12 protein-coding genes are annotated in these 17149 nt (G+C 54.8%); 10 read left to right on the top strand and 2 right to left on the bottom strand.

Annotated features, from left to right (window positions below):
- Positions 1–150: 150 nt before the first annotated feature.
- The 6 genes from mreC to tldD all read left to right on the top strand — a co-directional run bounded on the left by mreC (position 151) and on the right by tldD (position 9169).
- Positions 151–1149, top strand: a complete 999-nt coding sequence (gene mreC, locus BS640_RS02860; RefSeq protein WP_017490730.1) for a rod shape-determining protein MreC — start codon at positions 151–153, stop codon at positions 1147–1149.
- Positions 1146–1634: a rod shape-determining protein MreD gene (gene mreD / locus BS640_RS02855; RefSeq protein ID WP_017490729.1), complete on the top strand. Its 489-nt coding sequence runs from the start codon at positions 1146–1148 to the stop codon at positions 1632–1634. The genes mreC and mreD overlap by 4 nt, the downstream gene beginning before the upstream one ends.
- Before the next feature lie 7 nt (positions 1635–1641).
- Positions 1642–2235, top strand: a complete 594-nt coding sequence (locus tag BS640_RS02850) for a Maf family protein (RefSeq protein ID WP_084911840.1) — start codon at positions 1642–1644, stop codon at positions 2233–2235.
- The gene (rng, locus tag BS640_RS02845; RefSeq protein WP_017490727.1) at positions 2225–3694 is read left to right on the top strand and encodes a ribonuclease G; all 1470 of its coding nucleotides are present in this window, start codon (positions 2225–2227) and stop codon (positions 3692–3694) included. Before BS640_RS02850 ends, rng begins: the two co-directional genes overlap by 11 nt.
- 95 nt (positions 3695–3789) lie before the next feature.
- Positions 3790–7641 (top strand): AsmA2 domain-containing protein YhdP, encoded by a 3852-nt coding sequence (yhdP, locus tag BS640_RS02840; RefSeq protein ID WP_084911838.1) that lies wholly within the window; start codon positions 3790–3792, stop codon positions 7639–7641.
- Positions 7642–7723: 82 nt separating this feature from the next.
- A complete protein-coding gene (gene tldD, locus BS640_RS02835) occupies positions 7724–9169 on the top strand; it encodes a metalloprotease TldD (protein ID WP_084911884.1) in 1446 nt (481 codons plus the stop codon).
- Positions 9170–9210: 41 nt separating this feature from the next.
- Here tldD and aaeR read toward each other — a convergent pair whose 3' ends face one another.
- On the bottom strand, positions 9211–10143 hold the full coding sequence (gene aaeR / locus BS640_RS02830) for an HTH-type transcriptional activator AaeR (protein ID WP_017490724.1): 933 nt from the start codon (positions 10141–10143) through the stop codon (positions 9211–9213).
- Between the two features lie 308 nt (positions 10144–10451).
- Between aaeR and aaeX the strand changes: the two genes are divergently transcribed.
- Genes aaeX through aaeB form a run of 3 tightly spaced genes read left to right on the top strand, consistent with a single transcriptional unit; the run spans position 10452 to position 13565 of the window.
- Positions 10452–10655, top strand: coding sequence for a p-hydroxybenzoic acid efflux pump operon protein AaeX (aaeX, locus tag BS640_RS02825; protein WP_017490723.1), 204 nt, complete (start codon positions 10452–10454; stop codon positions 10653–10655).
- Positions 10656–10662: 7 nt separating this feature from the next.
- Complete coding sequence (aaeA, locus tag BS640_RS02820) at positions 10663–11595, top strand: p-hydroxybenzoic acid efflux pump subunit AaeA (protein ID WP_084911836.1); 933 nt, start codon at positions 10663–10665, stop codon at positions 11593–11595.
- Positions 11596–11606: 11 nt separating this feature from the next.
- Positions 11607–13565 carry a p-hydroxybenzoic acid efflux pump subunit AaeB gene (aaeB, locus tag BS640_RS02815; protein WP_017494275.1) on the top strand — a complete coding sequence of 653 codons (1959 nt, stop codon included), beginning with the start codon at positions 11607–11609 and terminating at the stop codon, positions 13563–13565.
- A gap of 73 nt (positions 13566–13638) precedes the next feature.
- Here aaeB and BS640_RS02810 read toward each other — a convergent pair whose 3' ends face one another.
- Positions 13639–15240: an APC family permease gene (locus BS640_RS02810; protein WP_084911834.1), complete on the bottom strand. Its 1602-nt coding sequence runs from the start codon at positions 15238–15240 to the stop codon at positions 13639–13641.
- A gap of 415 nt (positions 15241–15655) precedes the next feature.
- Here BS640_RS02810 and BS640_RS02805 point away from each other — a divergent pair, with 415 nt between their 5' ends.
- Positions 15656–17116 (top strand): NAD-dependent succinate-semialdehyde dehydrogenase, encoded by a 1461-nt coding sequence (locus tag BS640_RS02805; RefSeq protein ID WP_084911832.1) that lies wholly within the window; start codon positions 15656–15658, stop codon positions 17114–17116.
- Positions 17117–17149 lie beyond the last annotated feature (33 nt).

Below are 17149 nucleotides of genomic sequence, written 5' to 3'. Positions count from 1 at the left end.
CCTTGCGGCTTCAGGTACGTCGGGTATAGTGAAAACTAGCCTGCCGCGGAACAGGGCTGTCCCCTTTTTATACCTGCTACCATTCCTGTTAGGGTAATGTTTCGCACAGATCGGCTGAATTTTCCCGTTGCCGAGGAACTCGCATATTTTATGAAGCCTATTTTTAGCAGAGGTCCGTCTCTGCAGTTGCGACTTTTTTTGGCTATTCTTACGGCCATCGTCCTAATTTTTGCCGACAGTAAGATAGGTACGTTCGTACAGATCCGCACCTATATGGATACTGCCGTCAGCCCTTTCTATTTCTTGTCCAATGCGCCAAGAGAATTCCTGGATAACGTCTCTCAGACTTTCGCGTCACGCCAACAGCTCGAGCTGGAAAACCGCGCCCTGCGTCAGGAACTGCTGCTGAAAAACAGTGATTTGCTGCTGCTGGGACAATTCAAGCAGGAGAACGCCCGTCTTCGCGAACTGCTGGGATCCCCGCTGCGTCAGGACGAGCATAAAATGGTGACGCAGGTTCTCTCTACCAGCAATGACCCTTACAGCGACCAGATTGTCATTGATAAAGGCAGCAACAGCGGCGTTTACGTTGGGCAGCCGGTTATCAGCGACAAAGGCGTGGTGGGACAGGTTATCGCCGTTGCGGCCGTGACCAGCCGCGTATTGCTGATTTGCGATGCCTCGCACGCTATCCCTATTCAGGTGCTGCGTAACGATATCCGCGTCATTGCTGCTGGCAGTGGCTGTACCGATGACCTCCAGCTTGAACACCTGCCCGCCAATACCGACATCCGGGTGGGCGATGTGCTGGTGACGTCTGGTCTGGGCGGTCGCTTCCCTGAAGGTTATCCGGTGGCCGTGGTCTCTTCCGTCAAGGTCGACAACCAGCGCGCCTACACCGTAATTCAGGCACGTCCAACTGCCGGTCTTCAGCGCCTGCGCTATCTGCTGCTGCTGTGGGGGGCTGATCCTAACGGCGACAAGCCAATGTCACCGGATGAAGTTCACCGTATCGCAACCGAACGACTGATGCAGATGATGCCGCAGGTTCTGCCGCCGCCGAACGAAATGGGGCCACCGGCACCGGTGCCTGCTCCTGCGACCGGAACCGCAACCACGCCAGCCACAACCTCAGGTAGCAGACGATGAACGGCTACCGCAGCCACGGACGCTGGATAATTTGGCTATCCTTTGTGATAGCCATGTTATTGCAGGTCATGCCATGGCCCGACCAAATCTACATGTTCCGACCTTCCTGGTTGATGCTTATCCTGATTTATTGGGTGATGGCGCTCCCGCATCGGGTTAACGTCGGCACCGGTTTCCTGGTGGGCTTCGTGATGGACCTGGTTCTCGGTTCAACGTTGGGGGTGCGCGCTCTGGCGTTAGCTATCACCGCGTATCTGGTGGCGTTCAAATTTCAGCTGTTCCGTAACATGGCGCTCTGGCAACAGGCGCTGATTGTCATGCTGTTATCGATGGCGGTGAACGTGATTGTCTTCTGGGCCGAGTTCCTGGTGGTCAACGTGACTTTCCGACCGCAGATTTTCTGGAGCAGCGTGGTTGATGGCGTGCTCTGGCCTTGGCTGTTCTTGCTGATGCGTAAAATCCGCCGTCAATTTGCCGTACAATAAGGGCATTATGACTTTACTTTATCTCGCATCGGGTTCGCCGCGTCGTCGTGAATTGTTAACGATGCTGGAGCTGCCCTTCGAACGTTTAATGACCGACGTGGCCGAACAGCGCCACCCTGACGAAGCTCCCGCCGACTACGTACAACGTCTGGCGCTGGATAAGGCGCGTGCAGGCGTGGCCGTTGCCCCTCAGGACTTGCCGGTATTGGGCGCAGACACTATTGTGGTACTTGATGGATATGTTTTGGAAAAACCTGCCGATATTCAGCAGGCTGCTGAAATGCTGGCGGCGTTGTCAGGACGTCAACATCAGGTAATGACCGCTATAGCTCTCGCCGATACCCAACAACACCTGAGTGCGTTGGTTGTGACCGATGTCACTTTCAGAACGCTATCATCTGAGGATATAGAGCACTATATTTCCAGCGGTGAGCCCATGGATAAAGCGGGGGCATACGGTATTCAAGGAAAGGGCGGATGTTTCGTCCGTGAGATCCGCGGCAGTTACTATGCAGTAGTGGGACTCCCTCTGGTCGAGACCCAAGAGCTGTACAGTAATTTTGTTGCACTACGCGTTCTTAGGAGAAAGCATGACGGCTGAATTACTGGTCAATGTTACCCCATCGGAAACTCGGGTGGCATACATCGACGGTGGCATCTTGCAAGAGATCCACGTAGAACGAGAGGCAAAACGCGGTATTGCAGGGAATATTTACAAAGGTCGCGTGAGCCGTGTCCTGCCCGGAATGCAGGCGGCTTTTGTTGATATTGGTCTCGAAAAAGCCGCTTTCCTGCACGCCTCGGACATCATGCCGCACACCGAGTGTGTGGCGCGCGAAGAACAGAAAAACTTCAACGTACGCGACATCGTCGAACTGGTTCATCAGGGCCAGGATCTGATGGTGCAGGTCGTGAAAGATCCGCTCGGGACCAAGGGCGCACGTCTGACCACCGACATTACCCTGCCTTCCCGTTATCTGGTCTTTATGCCAGGTGCATCGCACGTGGGTGTCTCACAGCGCATCGAGAGTGAAGCCGAGCGCGACCGCCTCAAGAAAATTGTTTCTGCCCACTGCGACGAGCAGGGCGGCTATATCATTCGTACCGCTGCCGAAGGCGTGCGGGCAGAAGAGCTGGCGCAGGACGCCGCCTATCTGAAACGCCTGTGGACCAAGGTGATGGAGCGCAAACGCCGCAACGTGACCAAGTGCAAGCTCTACGGTGAGCTTGCGCTGGCGCACCGCGTGCTGCGAGACTTCGCCGGCCAGGAGCTGCACCGCATCCGCGTTGACTCCCGTCTGACCTACGAGCTGCTGCTCGAGTTCACCAGCGAATACATGCCGGAGCTGACCGACAAGCTTGAGCACTACAGCGGCAAGCAGCCTATCTTCGACCTCTATGACGTCGAAAACGAAATCCAGCGTGCGCTGGAGCGTAAGGTGGAGCTGAAGTCGGGTGGCTATCTGATAATCGATCAGACCGAAGCCATGACCACCATTGATATCAACACCGGTGCGTTCGTGGGGCATCGCAATCTCGAAGAGACTATCTTCAATACCAACACCGAAGCGACGCAGGCGATTGCCCGCCAGCTGCGGCTGCGCAATCTCGGTGGCATCATCATCATTGACTTCATCGATATGTCTAATGAGGACCACCGCCGTCGCGTGCTGCACTCGCTGGAGCAGGCGCTGTCGAAGGACCGCGTGAAAACCGGCATTCACGGCTTCTCCGCGCTAGGTCTGGTCGAGATGACGCGTAAAAGAACCCGTGAAAGCGTGGAACATGTTCTCTGCAGCGATTGTCCAACTTGTCACGGCCGTGGAACGGTTAAAACCGTTGAAACGGTATGCTACGAAATCCTGCGTGAGATTGTGCGCGTGCATCACGCCTATGATGCGGACCGGTTCCTGGTTTACGCCTCCGTTGCCGTCGGTGACGCCTTGAAGGGCGAAGAGTCCCATGCGCTGGCCGAGGTCGAAATTTTCGTCGGCAAACAGGTCAAGGTCCAGATTGAGCCGTTGTACAGTCAAGAGCAATTTGACGTCGTCATGATGTAATTCCCAGAATTAACTGGTTATTTGTGGCCTGGTTTTAACGTAGGATTATCTTGCGTAGTCGATTTCAGCGCTGAATAGAATACAAGGAGATAAGTGTGAGGCGACTGCCCGGGATACTGCTTACCAGCTTCGCGACGATTGTAGTGATCGTCGCGTTGGCGATCAGTGGCTTGCGTCTTGCATTACCCCAGCTCGACCGCTTTAAACAGCCTATCGTCGATAAAATTCAGTCTATGACCGGCGTGCCGATCGCCCTCTCGCAGGTTCACGGCAGCTGGCAGACCTTCGGTCCGATGCTCGAGCTCAGAGATTTATCGGTCAAGTTGCCAGAGTCCTCCTCCAAAGTTGAACGCATCACGCTGGCGCTTGACGTCTGGCAGTCGCTGCTTCACCTGCGCTGGCAGTTCCGCGATCTGACCTTCTACAATCTTCAGCTCGATTTAAACTCTACGCTGGGCGGCGATGACAATAAACGGAGCCCGATTGGGGCAAACCGCATCAGTGACATCTTCCTCAAGCAGGTTGACCACTTCGACCTGCGCAATAGCCGCATTACTTTCCTGACGCCGTCTGGGCCGCGTGCCGAGTTTGATATCCAGCAGATGACCTGGCTCAACTCGCCAAACCGCCACCGCGCCGAGGGCCAGCTGGGCCTGTCGAGCTTCAACGGTCAGCACGGCATCGTGCAGCTGCGGATGGATCTCAACGACAACGACGGACTGCTCAACGACGGCAAAATCTATCTTCAGGCCGATGATATCGACATGAAGCCGTGGTTCAGCCGCTGGCTGCGCAGCAACACCGGGCTTGAAAGCGCCAACTTTAGTCTGGCTGCGTGGCTCACTCTGCGCGACGGACAGGTGTTCTCCGGAGATGTGCAGGTGAAAAAAGGTGAGGCCGTGTGGCACACCGACGGCCAGTCGCACCGACTTGATGCTGATAACCTGACCCTGCACGGCAGCCGTCAGGGTAATGGCTGGCAGGTGGGAACGCCGCAGTTGAACCTGCAAACCGACGGTCAGGACTGGCCGAAGGGCGCCCTCAACGCACTTTATCTGCCGGAAAATGGCACCAGCGGCAATGCCCAGTTCCTCGGCCCCGACCAGCAGGAGCAGCTGCGCCTGCGCGGCAGCAATATCCAGCTTGAGCGCATTGGGCCACTTATTCCGACGATTTCATTCCTGACCCCGGCGCTGCTTGAACGCTGGAAAGACCTGAAGCCCACCGGCAGGGTCGACAAGTTGGCGCTGGATATCCCGCTCAAACAGCCTGAACAAACACGCTTCAACCTTTCATGGCACGACGTGAGCTGGCAGCGTTGGGAGCTGCTGCCGGGCGTCAACAATTTTGGCGGAACGCTGAGCGGCAGTGTGCCTCGTGGACGCCTAACCGTTGACCTGAACAACAGCCAGCTGCCTTTCGGTAAAGTCTTCCGCGCGCCGCTGGAAATCGGACAGGCGAGCGGTACCTTCGACTGGACCAACAATAATGACGGCTGGTCGCTGTGGTCGCAGGACGTCAGCGTCAAGGCAACCGGCCTGTGGGCTACCGGCGGCTTCACCTACACCCAACCCGTCAAGGGCCAGCCATGGCTGAAAATCCTCTCTGGTATTCGCGTCTATGACGGCGGTCAGGCGTGGCGCTACTTCCCTGAAACCCTGATGGGTAAAGGACTGGTGGACTATCTCAGCGCGGCGATTCAGGCCGGGCAGGTTGATAACGCCACGCTGAGCTTCAACGGTAACCCTCACCAGTTCCCGTTCAAAAATAACGAAGGCCAGTTTGAGGTGTGGGTACCGCTGCGTCATTCCACCTTCCAGTTCCAGCCTGAATGGCCTGCACTGACCAATCTGGACATCGATCTCGACTTCCTCAACGACGGTCTGTTCATGAAGGCGGCGCATACTCAGCTTGGCAACGTGTCGGGCAACAATATCGTGGCCAACATTCCTGACTATCTGAAGGAAAAGCTGTTCGTCGATGCCGATATCAGCGGGCAGGGCAGCGACGTTGGCCACTATTTTGAGGAAACGCCGCTGCGTAATAGTCTCGGCGCTGCGCTTAAGGAGCTGCAAATTGGCGGCAATGTCAGTGGGCGCTTACATTTAGATATCCCATTGAACGGCAAGCTGGTTCGTGCGACCGGTGGCGTGAATTTGCAGAACAATAGTCTTTACATCAAGCCTATCGATAACAAAGTTCAGAACCTGACTGGCCAGTTCAGCTTTGATAATGGCAACCTTGAGAGTAACGCTATGACCGGCACCCTGCTTGGACAGCCGGTAAACATTAACTTTAAAACCTTCGAACAGCCTGAAAACTATGAGATTACTGTCGGATTGAACGGTGACTGGCAGCCTGCGAAGCTGCCTGGCCTGCCGAAGGCGATTGCGGCGAAGATTTCAGGCAGCGCGAACTGGAAAAGCGCGGTTGATATCCTGCTGCCGTATAAAGGCTCGCCAAGTTATAAGGTGACTGCCGACGCCGATCTGAAGAATGTGAGCAGTCACTTACCTAACCCGCTGAATAAGACGCCTGGCCACGCCTTGCCGCTTAGCGTCAGCGTGCAGGGTGATTTGCACAGCTTCACTCTCAACGGCGTGCTGGCGGGTAAAGATCGCTTCAACAGCCGCTGGCTGCTGGGTAAACAGCTGACGCTCGACCGTGCATCCTGGGAAGCCAATGCCAGCAAGACCCCAGCGCTGCCGGCAACCAGCAGCCTGACGTTGCATCTTCCTGCGCTCGACGGCGAAAACTGGCTGGCGCTGCTGTCCCCGGACAAAGCGACTCAGAGCGAGAACAGCAAGCTGGTTGGCTTTGGCTTCCCGCATCAGATTACGGTGACCACGCCGCGCCTGACCTTGGCCGGTCAAGGGTGGAATGACCTGATGCTTACCTCGACGCAGAGCGATGACGGTATGCATATCAAGGCCAAAGGCAAAGAGATCGACGGCACGCTGGATATGAACAGCAGCGGTCCGTGGCTGGCAAATCTGCGCTATCTTTACTTTAATCCGCAGTGGAGCACGGCGAGCGGCAACAGCGGCGATACCCAGGGTACGCAGAATCCGTTTAGCCGCCACCTGTCTTTCGCCAACTGGCCAGCGCTGAATGTGCGCTGTGAAGCCTGCTGGTTTATGGGACAAAGTCTGCGTAAGGTCGATGCCGATCTGGCTCCGCAGGGCAACCTGCTGACGTTGCGCAATGGCGTCATCGACACCGGTGAAGGCCGTCTTGACGTGCAGGGCGACTGGAAACAAGATGCGCAAAACCATGACAGCACGGCGCTCAAAGGCACGCTGAGCGGCAAGAATTTTGACCGTGCCACTTCCTTCATAGGCGTGACCACGCCGCTGAAGGGGGCACCGTTCAAGATAGACTTTGACCTGCACTGGAAAGACGCGCCGTGGAAACCGGATGCCAAGACGCTGAACGGCACGATGAAAACCGACTTCGGTAAGGGTGAAATCATCAATATGGGCGGCGGTCGTGCGGGGCAGTTGTTGCGTCTGGTCAGCTTCGACGCACTGTTGCGCAAACTTCAGCTCGACTTCCGCGATACCTTTGGTAAAGGTTTCTACTTTGACTCCATCAAGTCGACGGCCTGGATCAAGGACGGTGTTATCCACACCAACGACCTGTTGGTTGACGGTCTGGCGGCGGATATCGCGATTAACGGCAATGTTGACCTCGTGACCCAGAGGCTGGATCTTGAAGCGGTTATTGCGCCAGAGATCTCCGCGACGGTCGGCGTTGCGACGGCGTTTGTGATAAACCCAATCGTCGGCGCCGCGGTCTTTGCCGCAAGCCAGGCGTTGGCACCGCTGTGGAACAAAATTTCGCTGATCCGCTATCAGATTGATGGCACCATCGAGCAGCCTGAAATTCACGAGATCCTGCGCCAGTCCAAGGCCGACAAACAGGCCCTGACCACGCCAGCACGCTGAGACGGGCCGCGCAGTGTTGAGAAACCTCATACTGTGTTAGGCTGTAACTTGACTTTACATGACCAAAGAGAGTGAAGAAATTATGAGTCTGGCCCTAGTCAGTGAGCGGTTACTAACCGCTAATAACCTGAGTCAACAAGACCTGTTTTCGGTATTAGGCCAGCTGTCTGAGCGCCGTCTCGATTATGCCGATCTCTATTTCCAGTCCAGTTTTCACGAAGCCTGGGTCATTGAAGACAGCATCATCAAAGACGGGTCTTACAATATCGATCAGGGCGTTGGCGTTCGCGCCGTAAGCGGCGAGAAAACCGGTTTTGCTTACGCCGATCAGATTACCCTGAACGCGCTGAACCAGAGCGCGCAGGCCGCACGCAGCATCGTGCGCGAACAGGGTAATGGCAAAGCCCACCAGCTGGGTGCCATCAACCACTCTCCCCTTTATTCACTGGCAGATCCGCTGCAAAGCCTGCCGCGTGAAGAGAAGATTGCCCTGCTGCACCGTGTAGATAAAGCGGCGCGTGCGGCAGACAGCCGCGTGCAGGAAGTCTCTGCCAGCATTACCGGCGTGTATGAAAGCGTACTGGTTGCTGCCACCGACGGCACGCTGGCGGCAGATATTCGCCCGCTGGTTCGTTTGTCCGTGAGCGTGCTGGTCGAGCAAGACGGTCGCCGCGAGCGCGGTTCAAGCGGCGGCGGCGGTCGTTTCGGTTATGAATATTTCCTTGAAAGCGTTGACGGTGAAGTTCGCGCTGATGTCTATGCCCGCGAAGCGGTGCGTATGGCGTTGGTCAATCTGACCGCCGTTGCGGCTCCGGCCGGAACGATGCCGGTCGTTCTCGGCGCAGGCTGGCCGGGGGTGCTGCTGCACGAAGCGGTTGGACACGGGCTGGAAGGCGACTTTAACCGCCGTGGTACCTCAATGTTCAGCGGTCAGATGGGCAAACTGGTTGCCTCTGAACTCTGCACCGTGGTGGACGATGGCACCCTGCAGGGCCGTCGTGGTTCAATTTCGATTGATGACGAAGGTGTGCCGGGTCAATACAACGTGCTGATCGAAAATGGTATTCTGAAAGGTTATATGCAGGACAAGCTGAATGCACGCCTGATGGGCGTTGCGCCAACCGGTAACGGTCGACGCGAGTCTTATGCTCACCTGCCGATGCCGCGCATGACTAACACCTACCTGCTGGGTGGGCAGTCAACACCTGAAGATATTATTAGTAGCGTCGAATACGGCCTGTATGCGCCAAACTTTGGCGGCGGTCAGGTCGATATCACCTCGGGTAAATTTGTTTTCTCGACTTCGGAAGCCTATCTGATCGAGAAAGGCCGCATTACTAAACCGGTTAAGGGCGCAACCCTGATTGGTTCGGGTATTGAGGCGATGCAGCAGATTTCGATGGTCGGGAACGACCTTGCGCTCGACAAAGGCGTGGGGGTCTGCGGTAAAGAAGGTCAGAGCGTACCGGTCGGTGTCGGCCAGCCAACGCTGAAACTGGACAGTTTGACCGTCGGCGGCACGGCCTGATAACCGGGTTATTTGTGTTACCGCAATCAATCAACCGGGCGCTATTTAGCGCCCGGTTCTCTTTTACGATGCTTGCGATAGACCTTGCTGACTTCCTTGAAGTATTCGATCAGGTAATTAATGCACACCTGCACCTTTAGCGGCAGTTTGTCTTTTTCGGTATGCAGCGCATAAACAGGACGCGGCTCGGACTGATAATTCCCAAACAGAATCTCGACTTCCCCCGAATTAATCTCGTCAATAATCCACATCAGCGGAATATAGGCAATGCCGACACCGGCTTTTAGCCAGCGAATAATGGTCTGCGAATCGTTAGTCACAAACCGCCCCTCGGGACGAATACGGATAGCCTGCCCCTCGGGTGATATCAAGTCGAACTGGCTGTCTGGGCGTACGCTGTATTCCAGCCAGGAGAAGTTCACCATATCCGCAGGCGCTTCGGGCTTACCGTGTTGAATCAAATAACTTTTAGCGGCACAGACTACCATTGGCATCGAGCCGAGATGTTTAGAAAACAGGCTCGAATCCTGAAGTTTGCCGACGCGGATCACGATATCAAGCCCGTCAGAGATAAGATCCGGGGCTGGAATACCAGTAACCAGATTGACGGTCAGCCCCGGATACTCGACGAGCATCTGCGCGGTCATTGCAGCAAGGACATTTTGTGCCATTGTCGAGGAGCTGCCGATGCGTAATGTACCGGTTGGTGTGTTATTAAATGCATATAATTGCTCGTGGACTTCACGAACGTTATGCAGCATCTTGTGGCAACCCTGATAGTAAATCTTCCCGGCCTCGGTAAGCCCAAGACTGCGAGTACTTCTGTTTAATAGTTTGATTTGTAATTCATTTTCAAGCTTGCTGATGCTCTGGCTGATGGCTGAAACGCTCATCTGAAGGCGAGGAGCGGCCGCAGTATAAGAACCGCTTTCAACCACCTGAGCAAAGATTGACATGCGTTTTAATCGGTCCATTGTTAAGCTCAGCTTAAAAGTGATTGTGATCACGTAATGTTGATAACTTGATAATAAGCAGGCTAATATACTTGTCCAGATAAAAGCCTCAAGTTCGGATGCAGTTAAATCGTTTTTTCTTACCTCCGCCGACTTTTCTGGCAATCCAACTTTACCCCTCTGCGCACCCTTTAGAGATTATTCTCTCGAAGTGCGCTGGTATTGTTGAAAATTCTGAATCGGATCCGCGCGGTAATGTTAAAATTAATGAATAATATGAGGGTTACTGTGCATCACTACCTTTGTGGTATGAGTCTAAGGAAATATCCATGAGTTTGCTTCCGGTAATGGTGATTTTCGGATTGTCGTTTCCCCCGGTGTTTTTTGAAATCCTTTTGGCGTTGGCAGTATTTTTTATACTGCGCCGAATTCTAACACCTACCGGGATCTATGATTTTGTCTGGCATCCGGCTTTATTTAATACGGCATTATATTGCTGTCTCTTCTACCTAATCTCCTGCATTTTCGTCTGAGGCTGTCGTGAAAAACTTATCAATAAAAATAATACGTTATGCAATAACGTTTATCATTGTGATCCTGGCCGCCATCGCAATTTTCCGCGCCTGGGTCTTTTATACCGAGTCCCCATGGACGCGTGATGCCAAATTCACCGCCGACGTCGTGGCTATCGCACCTGACGTTGCCGGTCTGGTAACTGACGTTCCGGTAGAGGATAACCAGCTGGTTTCTAAAGGTGACGTGCTGTTCAAAATTGACCAGCCGCGTTATCAGGTGGCACTGGAGCAGGCGAATGCCGACGTGGCTTATTACCAGGCATTGGCCGACGAGAAAAAACGCGAAGCGGCTCGCCGCGTGAAACTCGGTTCTCAGGCGATATCAATCGAAGCGATTGAGCAGGCGACCAATGACCTGCAAACTACGATGCAACAGCTTGCGAAGGCCAAGGCAACGGCGGCTGCCGCAGCGCTTGACCTACAGCGTACCGTGGTTATTGCTCCTGCCGACGGCTGGGTGACTAACCTGACCGTTCACCCTGGCGACTTCATTACCCGTGGTGAAACCACCATCGCACTGGTTAAAGAGCACACCTTCTACGTGCTGGCCTATATGGAAGAAACCAAGCTGGCGCGCGTTAAAAAGGGTGACCGCGTCGAGATTACCCCACTGGGCAGCAACCGCGTTCTGCACGGCCACGTAGACAGCGTCGCGGCGGCGGTAACCGACAGCAGCAGCACCGCATCCAGCGATGGTCTGGCGACCATCGACAGCAACCTCGAGTGGGTACGTCTGGCGCAGCGTGTACCGGTTAAGATCCTTCTTGATGATATGGATGAAAAACACCCGTACCCGGCAGGCACCACCGCTACCGTTGTGGTTGCAGGCGAGCACGACCGCGCCGAGAACGGCTCCTGGTTCACCAAATTCCTGCATCGTATGCGTGAGTTTGGTTAAGAGAAGATAAAATGAATAGCCAGACTTTCCTGCGCATGCGATTTGCCTGCAAGCTGACCTTTGCTATCTTGGGAGCGCTGGTTTTTGGGTTTTACCTGCAGTTAGAAACTCCACGTTGGTCGGCGATGACCGCCGCCATCGTGGCCGCCGGACCCGCCATGGTTGCCGGCGGCGAACCCTTCGCCGGTGCCATTCGCCATCGCGGAATTTTACGTGTCATCGGGACGTTTATCGGCTGTATCGCCGCCATTGCGATTGTCATGACCTTCGCGCGTGCACCCGCCCTGATGCTGCTGGTTTGCTGCCTGTGGGCCGGATTCTGTACCTGGTGGTCGTCGATTGTTCGCGTCGAAAATTCCTATGCTTTAGGTCTTGCCGGTTACACCGCGCTGATTATCGTGGTGCTGGCCTCGTCAAACCTCTCCGAAACGCCGCAGTTTGCCGTTGAGCGCTGTAGCGAAATCGTGGTCGGTATTTGTGCTGCCATCGTCGCTGATCTGTTGTTTTCACCGCGTTCGATCAAGAAAGACATCGACCGTGCGGTAGACCAGCTGATGATCGACCAGTTCAAGCTGCTCAAGCTCAGCGTCAATCAGGCCGACAAGGAAGAAATCGACAAAGCCTGGAACATGCTGGTCAAGAGCACGACGGCGGTGAACGGCATGCGTGGCAGCCTGATGATGGAATCCTCTCGCTGGCAGCGGGTGAATCGCCGTATGAAGGCGTTGCACAGCCTGTCGCTGAGCATGATTACTCAGGCCTGTGAAACCTTCATCATTATGCAGACCACGCCGGAGCTGGTGCCTGAAGAAATCAGACTGCTGGTGAATGAACCGGTCGAGAATCAGCATGACGTGCGCCAGAGGTTGAAGCGCCTGCGCCAGATAGGTAATGCGCTGCCTGCCGAAAACATCGCGCTGCCGCTTTACTCCTGGATTGGCTCTGCCAGCCGTGCGTTGCTGATGATTAAAGGCATTCACACCAACGGCAGCATCAGCAGCACCGAGAACAATGTCCTCAATACTGAGGTGGTGGTCAAACCGGCGTCGGCCGAGATGCATCATGCGTTGATCAACGGTTTGCGTACCTTCGTGGCGAGCGCCGCCGGGTGCCTGCTGTGGCTGTGGACCGGCTGGACTGCCGGCTCAGGTGTGATTGTCATTATTGCGGTTATCACCTCACTGGCGATGCGTACACCGAACCCGCGTATGATGGCGATGGACTTCATGGTCGGCATGCTGGCCGCGATACCCTTAGGCTCCTTGCTGTATACCGTTATCATGCCGGCCACTCAGCAAAGTCTGTTCCTGCTGCTGCTGTCGCTGGGCATCTTCATCTTTATTTGTGGTATCGAGGTGCAGAAGCGCCGCTTGGGGGTTCTTGGTCTGTTGGTTGGCAGCATCAATATTCTGGTGTTGAGCAACCCGATGACCTTCAACATCTCGACCTTCCTCGACAACGCGTCAGGTCAGGCGATTGGCTGTATAATTGCGCTGGTCGTGCTGGCGGTGATTCGCGATAAATCACGCGACAAGACTGGGCGCACGTTGCTTAACCGCTTCGTGAGCAGTGCAGTCTCTGCGTTGACCACCAAGGCCTATCGCCGTCGCGAGAACCATTTGCCCGCGCTGTATCATCAGCTTAACCAGCTGCTGGTGCTATTCCCGAATGACATTGGCAAATATCGCCTGGCGCTACAGCTTATCATTGCGCATCAACGACTGAAGCTGGCAGAAGTGCCGGTAAACGAAGAGCTTTCTGCTTTCCACAAGAAGATTCGTAATACCGCCGACCACGTGGTGTCATCCCAGCGTGAAAGCAAACGCGAGTACTATTATCAGCGTCTGTTGAAAGAGATGAGTGAATATCAGCAGAAACTGGTGGAGTACGACGCGCCACCGAAAGTGACCGAACCGGTCCGTCGACTGTGTGACCTGCTGCATAACTATCAGCGTGCATTTCTGCAATAGCCTGCTGACCCGTAAAACAAAAAGGCTGACGCCCTCAAGGCGCCAGCCTTTTTTTGTGCTTCATATCCGGCGATTACGGATAGGCTGAAGTGGTTTTCACCTGAGTTAGTTGATCCTCCGGCTCGTCCTCGTCCTGCGGGATCACCAGTTTTTGATGGCCTGACGCAACGCCCCAGTAGTAGCACACCAGCGTGACGATAATCAGCAGCACCATGTCGGTTGGGCTGGAGATCGCGTTGATGCCGCCGTAAGTGCCCAGATAGGAAAGCGCCAGCACCACCAGATAGTAGACCAGCAGCCACAGCGAGCTGCTAACGTCGCGTTTGAAGTTCTCGTCCTTTTTGCCAAAGATTACGTAGGCGGCCCAGGCAATCACCAGAATTGGGATCAACAGGACGTTGACCGACCAGCCGCTCCAGTAAATCAGCAGGCTACTGGCGATAAAGGCCAGCGGACTGAGCAGACCAAACACCGGTAACTTGAACGGGCGTTTCAGGTCAGGCAAACGTGCACGCAACACGCCCGCATTGACCGGGCCAGGCAGATAGGTAAACACCGTTGCCGAGGTAACCGCACCAATCAGGCCGCCCCAGACCTGGAACTCGGAGGGCAGCGTCCAGGCAATCGCCAGAATCAGCGACAACCACAGCGCACCGCGCGGAACGCCGGATTTAGGGTCAACCTTGGCGAAAATGTTGAACAGATGGCCGTTTTTCGCCCAGGCAAACAGCACGCGTGACGCACCCGCCAGATAGATGTTGCCGGTTCCCGCTGGAGAGATAACCGCATCGATAAGGATCAGGTTAATCAGCCAGGTAATGCCCAGACTGCGCGCCAGATCGGCATACGGAGACTGGAAGATGGTTTTCAGACCGACCCAGCCATGCGCGTTCAGCAGGTCCGGCGGCACTGCGCCCATGAAGGCGAATTGCAGCAGGATGTAAACGGCAAAGCTAATAACAATCGCCAGAATGATGGCAATTGGAATGTTACGTTGAGGATTTTTCGCCTCACTGGCGAAGTCCACCGCCTGACGGAAACCCAGGTAGGCAAAGACGATACCCGCGCCGGTCAGTGAGGAGAATACGCCGTGCGCGCCACCAGGATTGGTGCCCGGTACCGCGAGGTTAGCACCGTGGTAATAACCAAACAGCGTGATGATGACCATCACCGGCACGATAAACTTAAAGGTAGTGATGATAGTGTTGATGCGACCGAAGAATTTAACGCTCCAGTAGTTCAACAGGAAGAAGCCCACCAACAGCAGGATTTGCATCACGAAGCCGAGGCTTGTCGGGCTGCCGTCGGTTTGACCCAGTGCGGGCCACCAGTACATCGCGTATTGGCGTACGGCCTCGACTTCGACACCGGCGGTACTGGTGTAGGCCAGCAGCGAACTGACGCCGATTACAAAACCAACCACATTACCGTGAGTGTATTGCGGGTAACGAACGAATCCCCCGGCGCGAGGAATAGCCGCCGAGAGTTCAGCAAACACCAAACCAATCAGCATGACCATAATCGCGCCAAGAAGCCACGCCCAGCCTGTTAACCCTCCTGCGTAACCCGAGCTTGTTAATGCTGCGTATAACCACCCTGAGCCAATCATGGAGCCGACACCCAACAGGGTAAGATCCACCAGGCCTAATTTTTTTTTCAATGTCCCCTGAGTCATAGCAGTCCTCTTTAGGGTTTAGGAAAATAACTAATGACAGAAACCTTCTCTGTTAACGTTTTAAGAAAAACATCAATCTTCCTTTTTTGATGTATGAGTCGTATCAGCAGGAACCGTGCCAGACTGTCAAACAACCCATGAAACTGTACTAATTGCCGACTTATAGAGTGAGTTCGCATTATTTGCGTGCTATTTATTAATCGATTTGCACCAATAGTGTGCGTGATGTGGCTGGGGGATATAGCAGGGATCGTACAAAAATTAGCAGATTAAACTGGGGTTAAGCTGTCCGAAAAGCACAGTGGGCTGAGGGACTTCCGCTGCGGACAGGATATTAGTGGCTATACTTAATCATTAATTATCTTTGGTTTTATCGTCCTTCAAAGGGACGATCCCGCTCAGGAGAAACATCACCATGTCATCCCAGCTCAAGAAACTTTCAGAACATGATTTGTTTAAAACAGGCTATTTTGTGGCGGGGCAATGGAAAACCGCAGCGAAAACCTTCGATGTCGAAAATCCGGCAACCGGCGAGATAGTTGCCAAAGTTGCGCGTGCCGGAAAGGCCGAGACCGAAGAGGCGATCAAGGCCGCCAGCGAAGCCTTCCCGGCGTGGCGCAAACTTACCGGCAAGGCTCGGTCGGAGATTATCCACCGCTGGTACGAATTAATGATTGAGAACAAACAGTTCCTCGGCGAGCTGATGGTTGCGGAACAGGGCAAGCCGTTGAAGGAAGCGCTGGGTGAGGTGGAATATGCGGCCAGCTTCCTGCAATGGTTTAGCGAAGAGGCCAAGCGCGCCAACGGCGAGATAATTCCACCGGTCAAAGCGGGCTCACGTATCCTGGCCACCCGTGAGCCGGTGGGCGTGGTGGCGGCTATTACGCCGTGGAATTTTCCGCTGGCGATGCTGACGCGTAAACTCGGTCCGGCGCTCGCTGCGGGCTGTACCGGCCTCATTAAACCTGCGAATAACACGCCGCTCTCGGCCTTTGCACTGTTGGCGCTGGCGAAGCAGGCGGGTGTGCCTGACGGCGTCATCAATGGCGTAGCCGGTGATACCTCGGCCATCAGCGACGCAATTATGGCTAGCAGCGCTGTACGTAAAATTTCGTTTACCGGCTCCACCGAGGTCGGTAAGACATTGGTGTGCAACAGTGCCGATACCATGAAGAAAGTGTCGATGGAGCTGGGCGGTAATGCGCCCTACATCGTCTTTGACGATGCCGACCTCGACGCCGCCATTGACGGGGTACTGGCCTGCAAGTTCCGCAACTCCGGCCAGGTCTGTGTATCTATCAACCGCATCTATGTACAGGACGGCATCTACGACACCTTCGTGAATCGTCTCGCCGATGAGGTCAAGAAACTGAAGGTCGGAAACGGCATGGAAGAGGGCGTCATTATCGGTCCATTAATTAATATTAAAGGACTTGAAAAGGTCGAGGAACACGTTAAAGATGCTCTGGAGCACGGCGGCAAGCTGTTAACCGGGGGACAACGCCATCAGTTGGGCGGTAACTTCTACCAGCCGACGGTTATCGCGCAGGCCAATGACCAGATGAAGGTAGCCTCTGAGGAGACCTTCGGCCCGCTGGCGGCCTGTTTCCGCTTCAAAACTGAAGAGGAAGCGATTAAACGTGCCAACGATACCGAGTTCGGTTTGGCCGCTTACTTCTATACGCAGAATCTGCAGCGGGTGTTCCGCGTGGCCGATGCGATTGAAAGCGGCATGATTGGTATCAACGAATGTGCGCTGTCGACCGAGGTCGCACCTTTTGGCGGCGTGAAAGAGTCAGGTCTTGGCCGGGAAGGTTCGGTGCTGGGGCTTGAAGAGTATTTGCAGGTGAAAACGCTGCATCTGGGCAATCTGTAGCCCGAAATCTGTCTATTCTAAAAGTAGGTGACA

It is taken from the genome of Rouxiella badensis (assembly GCF_002093665.1).
Taxonomy (GTDB): Bacteria; Pseudomonadota; Gammaproteobacteria; order Enterobacterales; family Enterobacteriaceae; genus Rouxiella; species Rouxiella badensis.
This window is presented reverse-complemented; position numbering and strand designations above follow the sequence as displayed.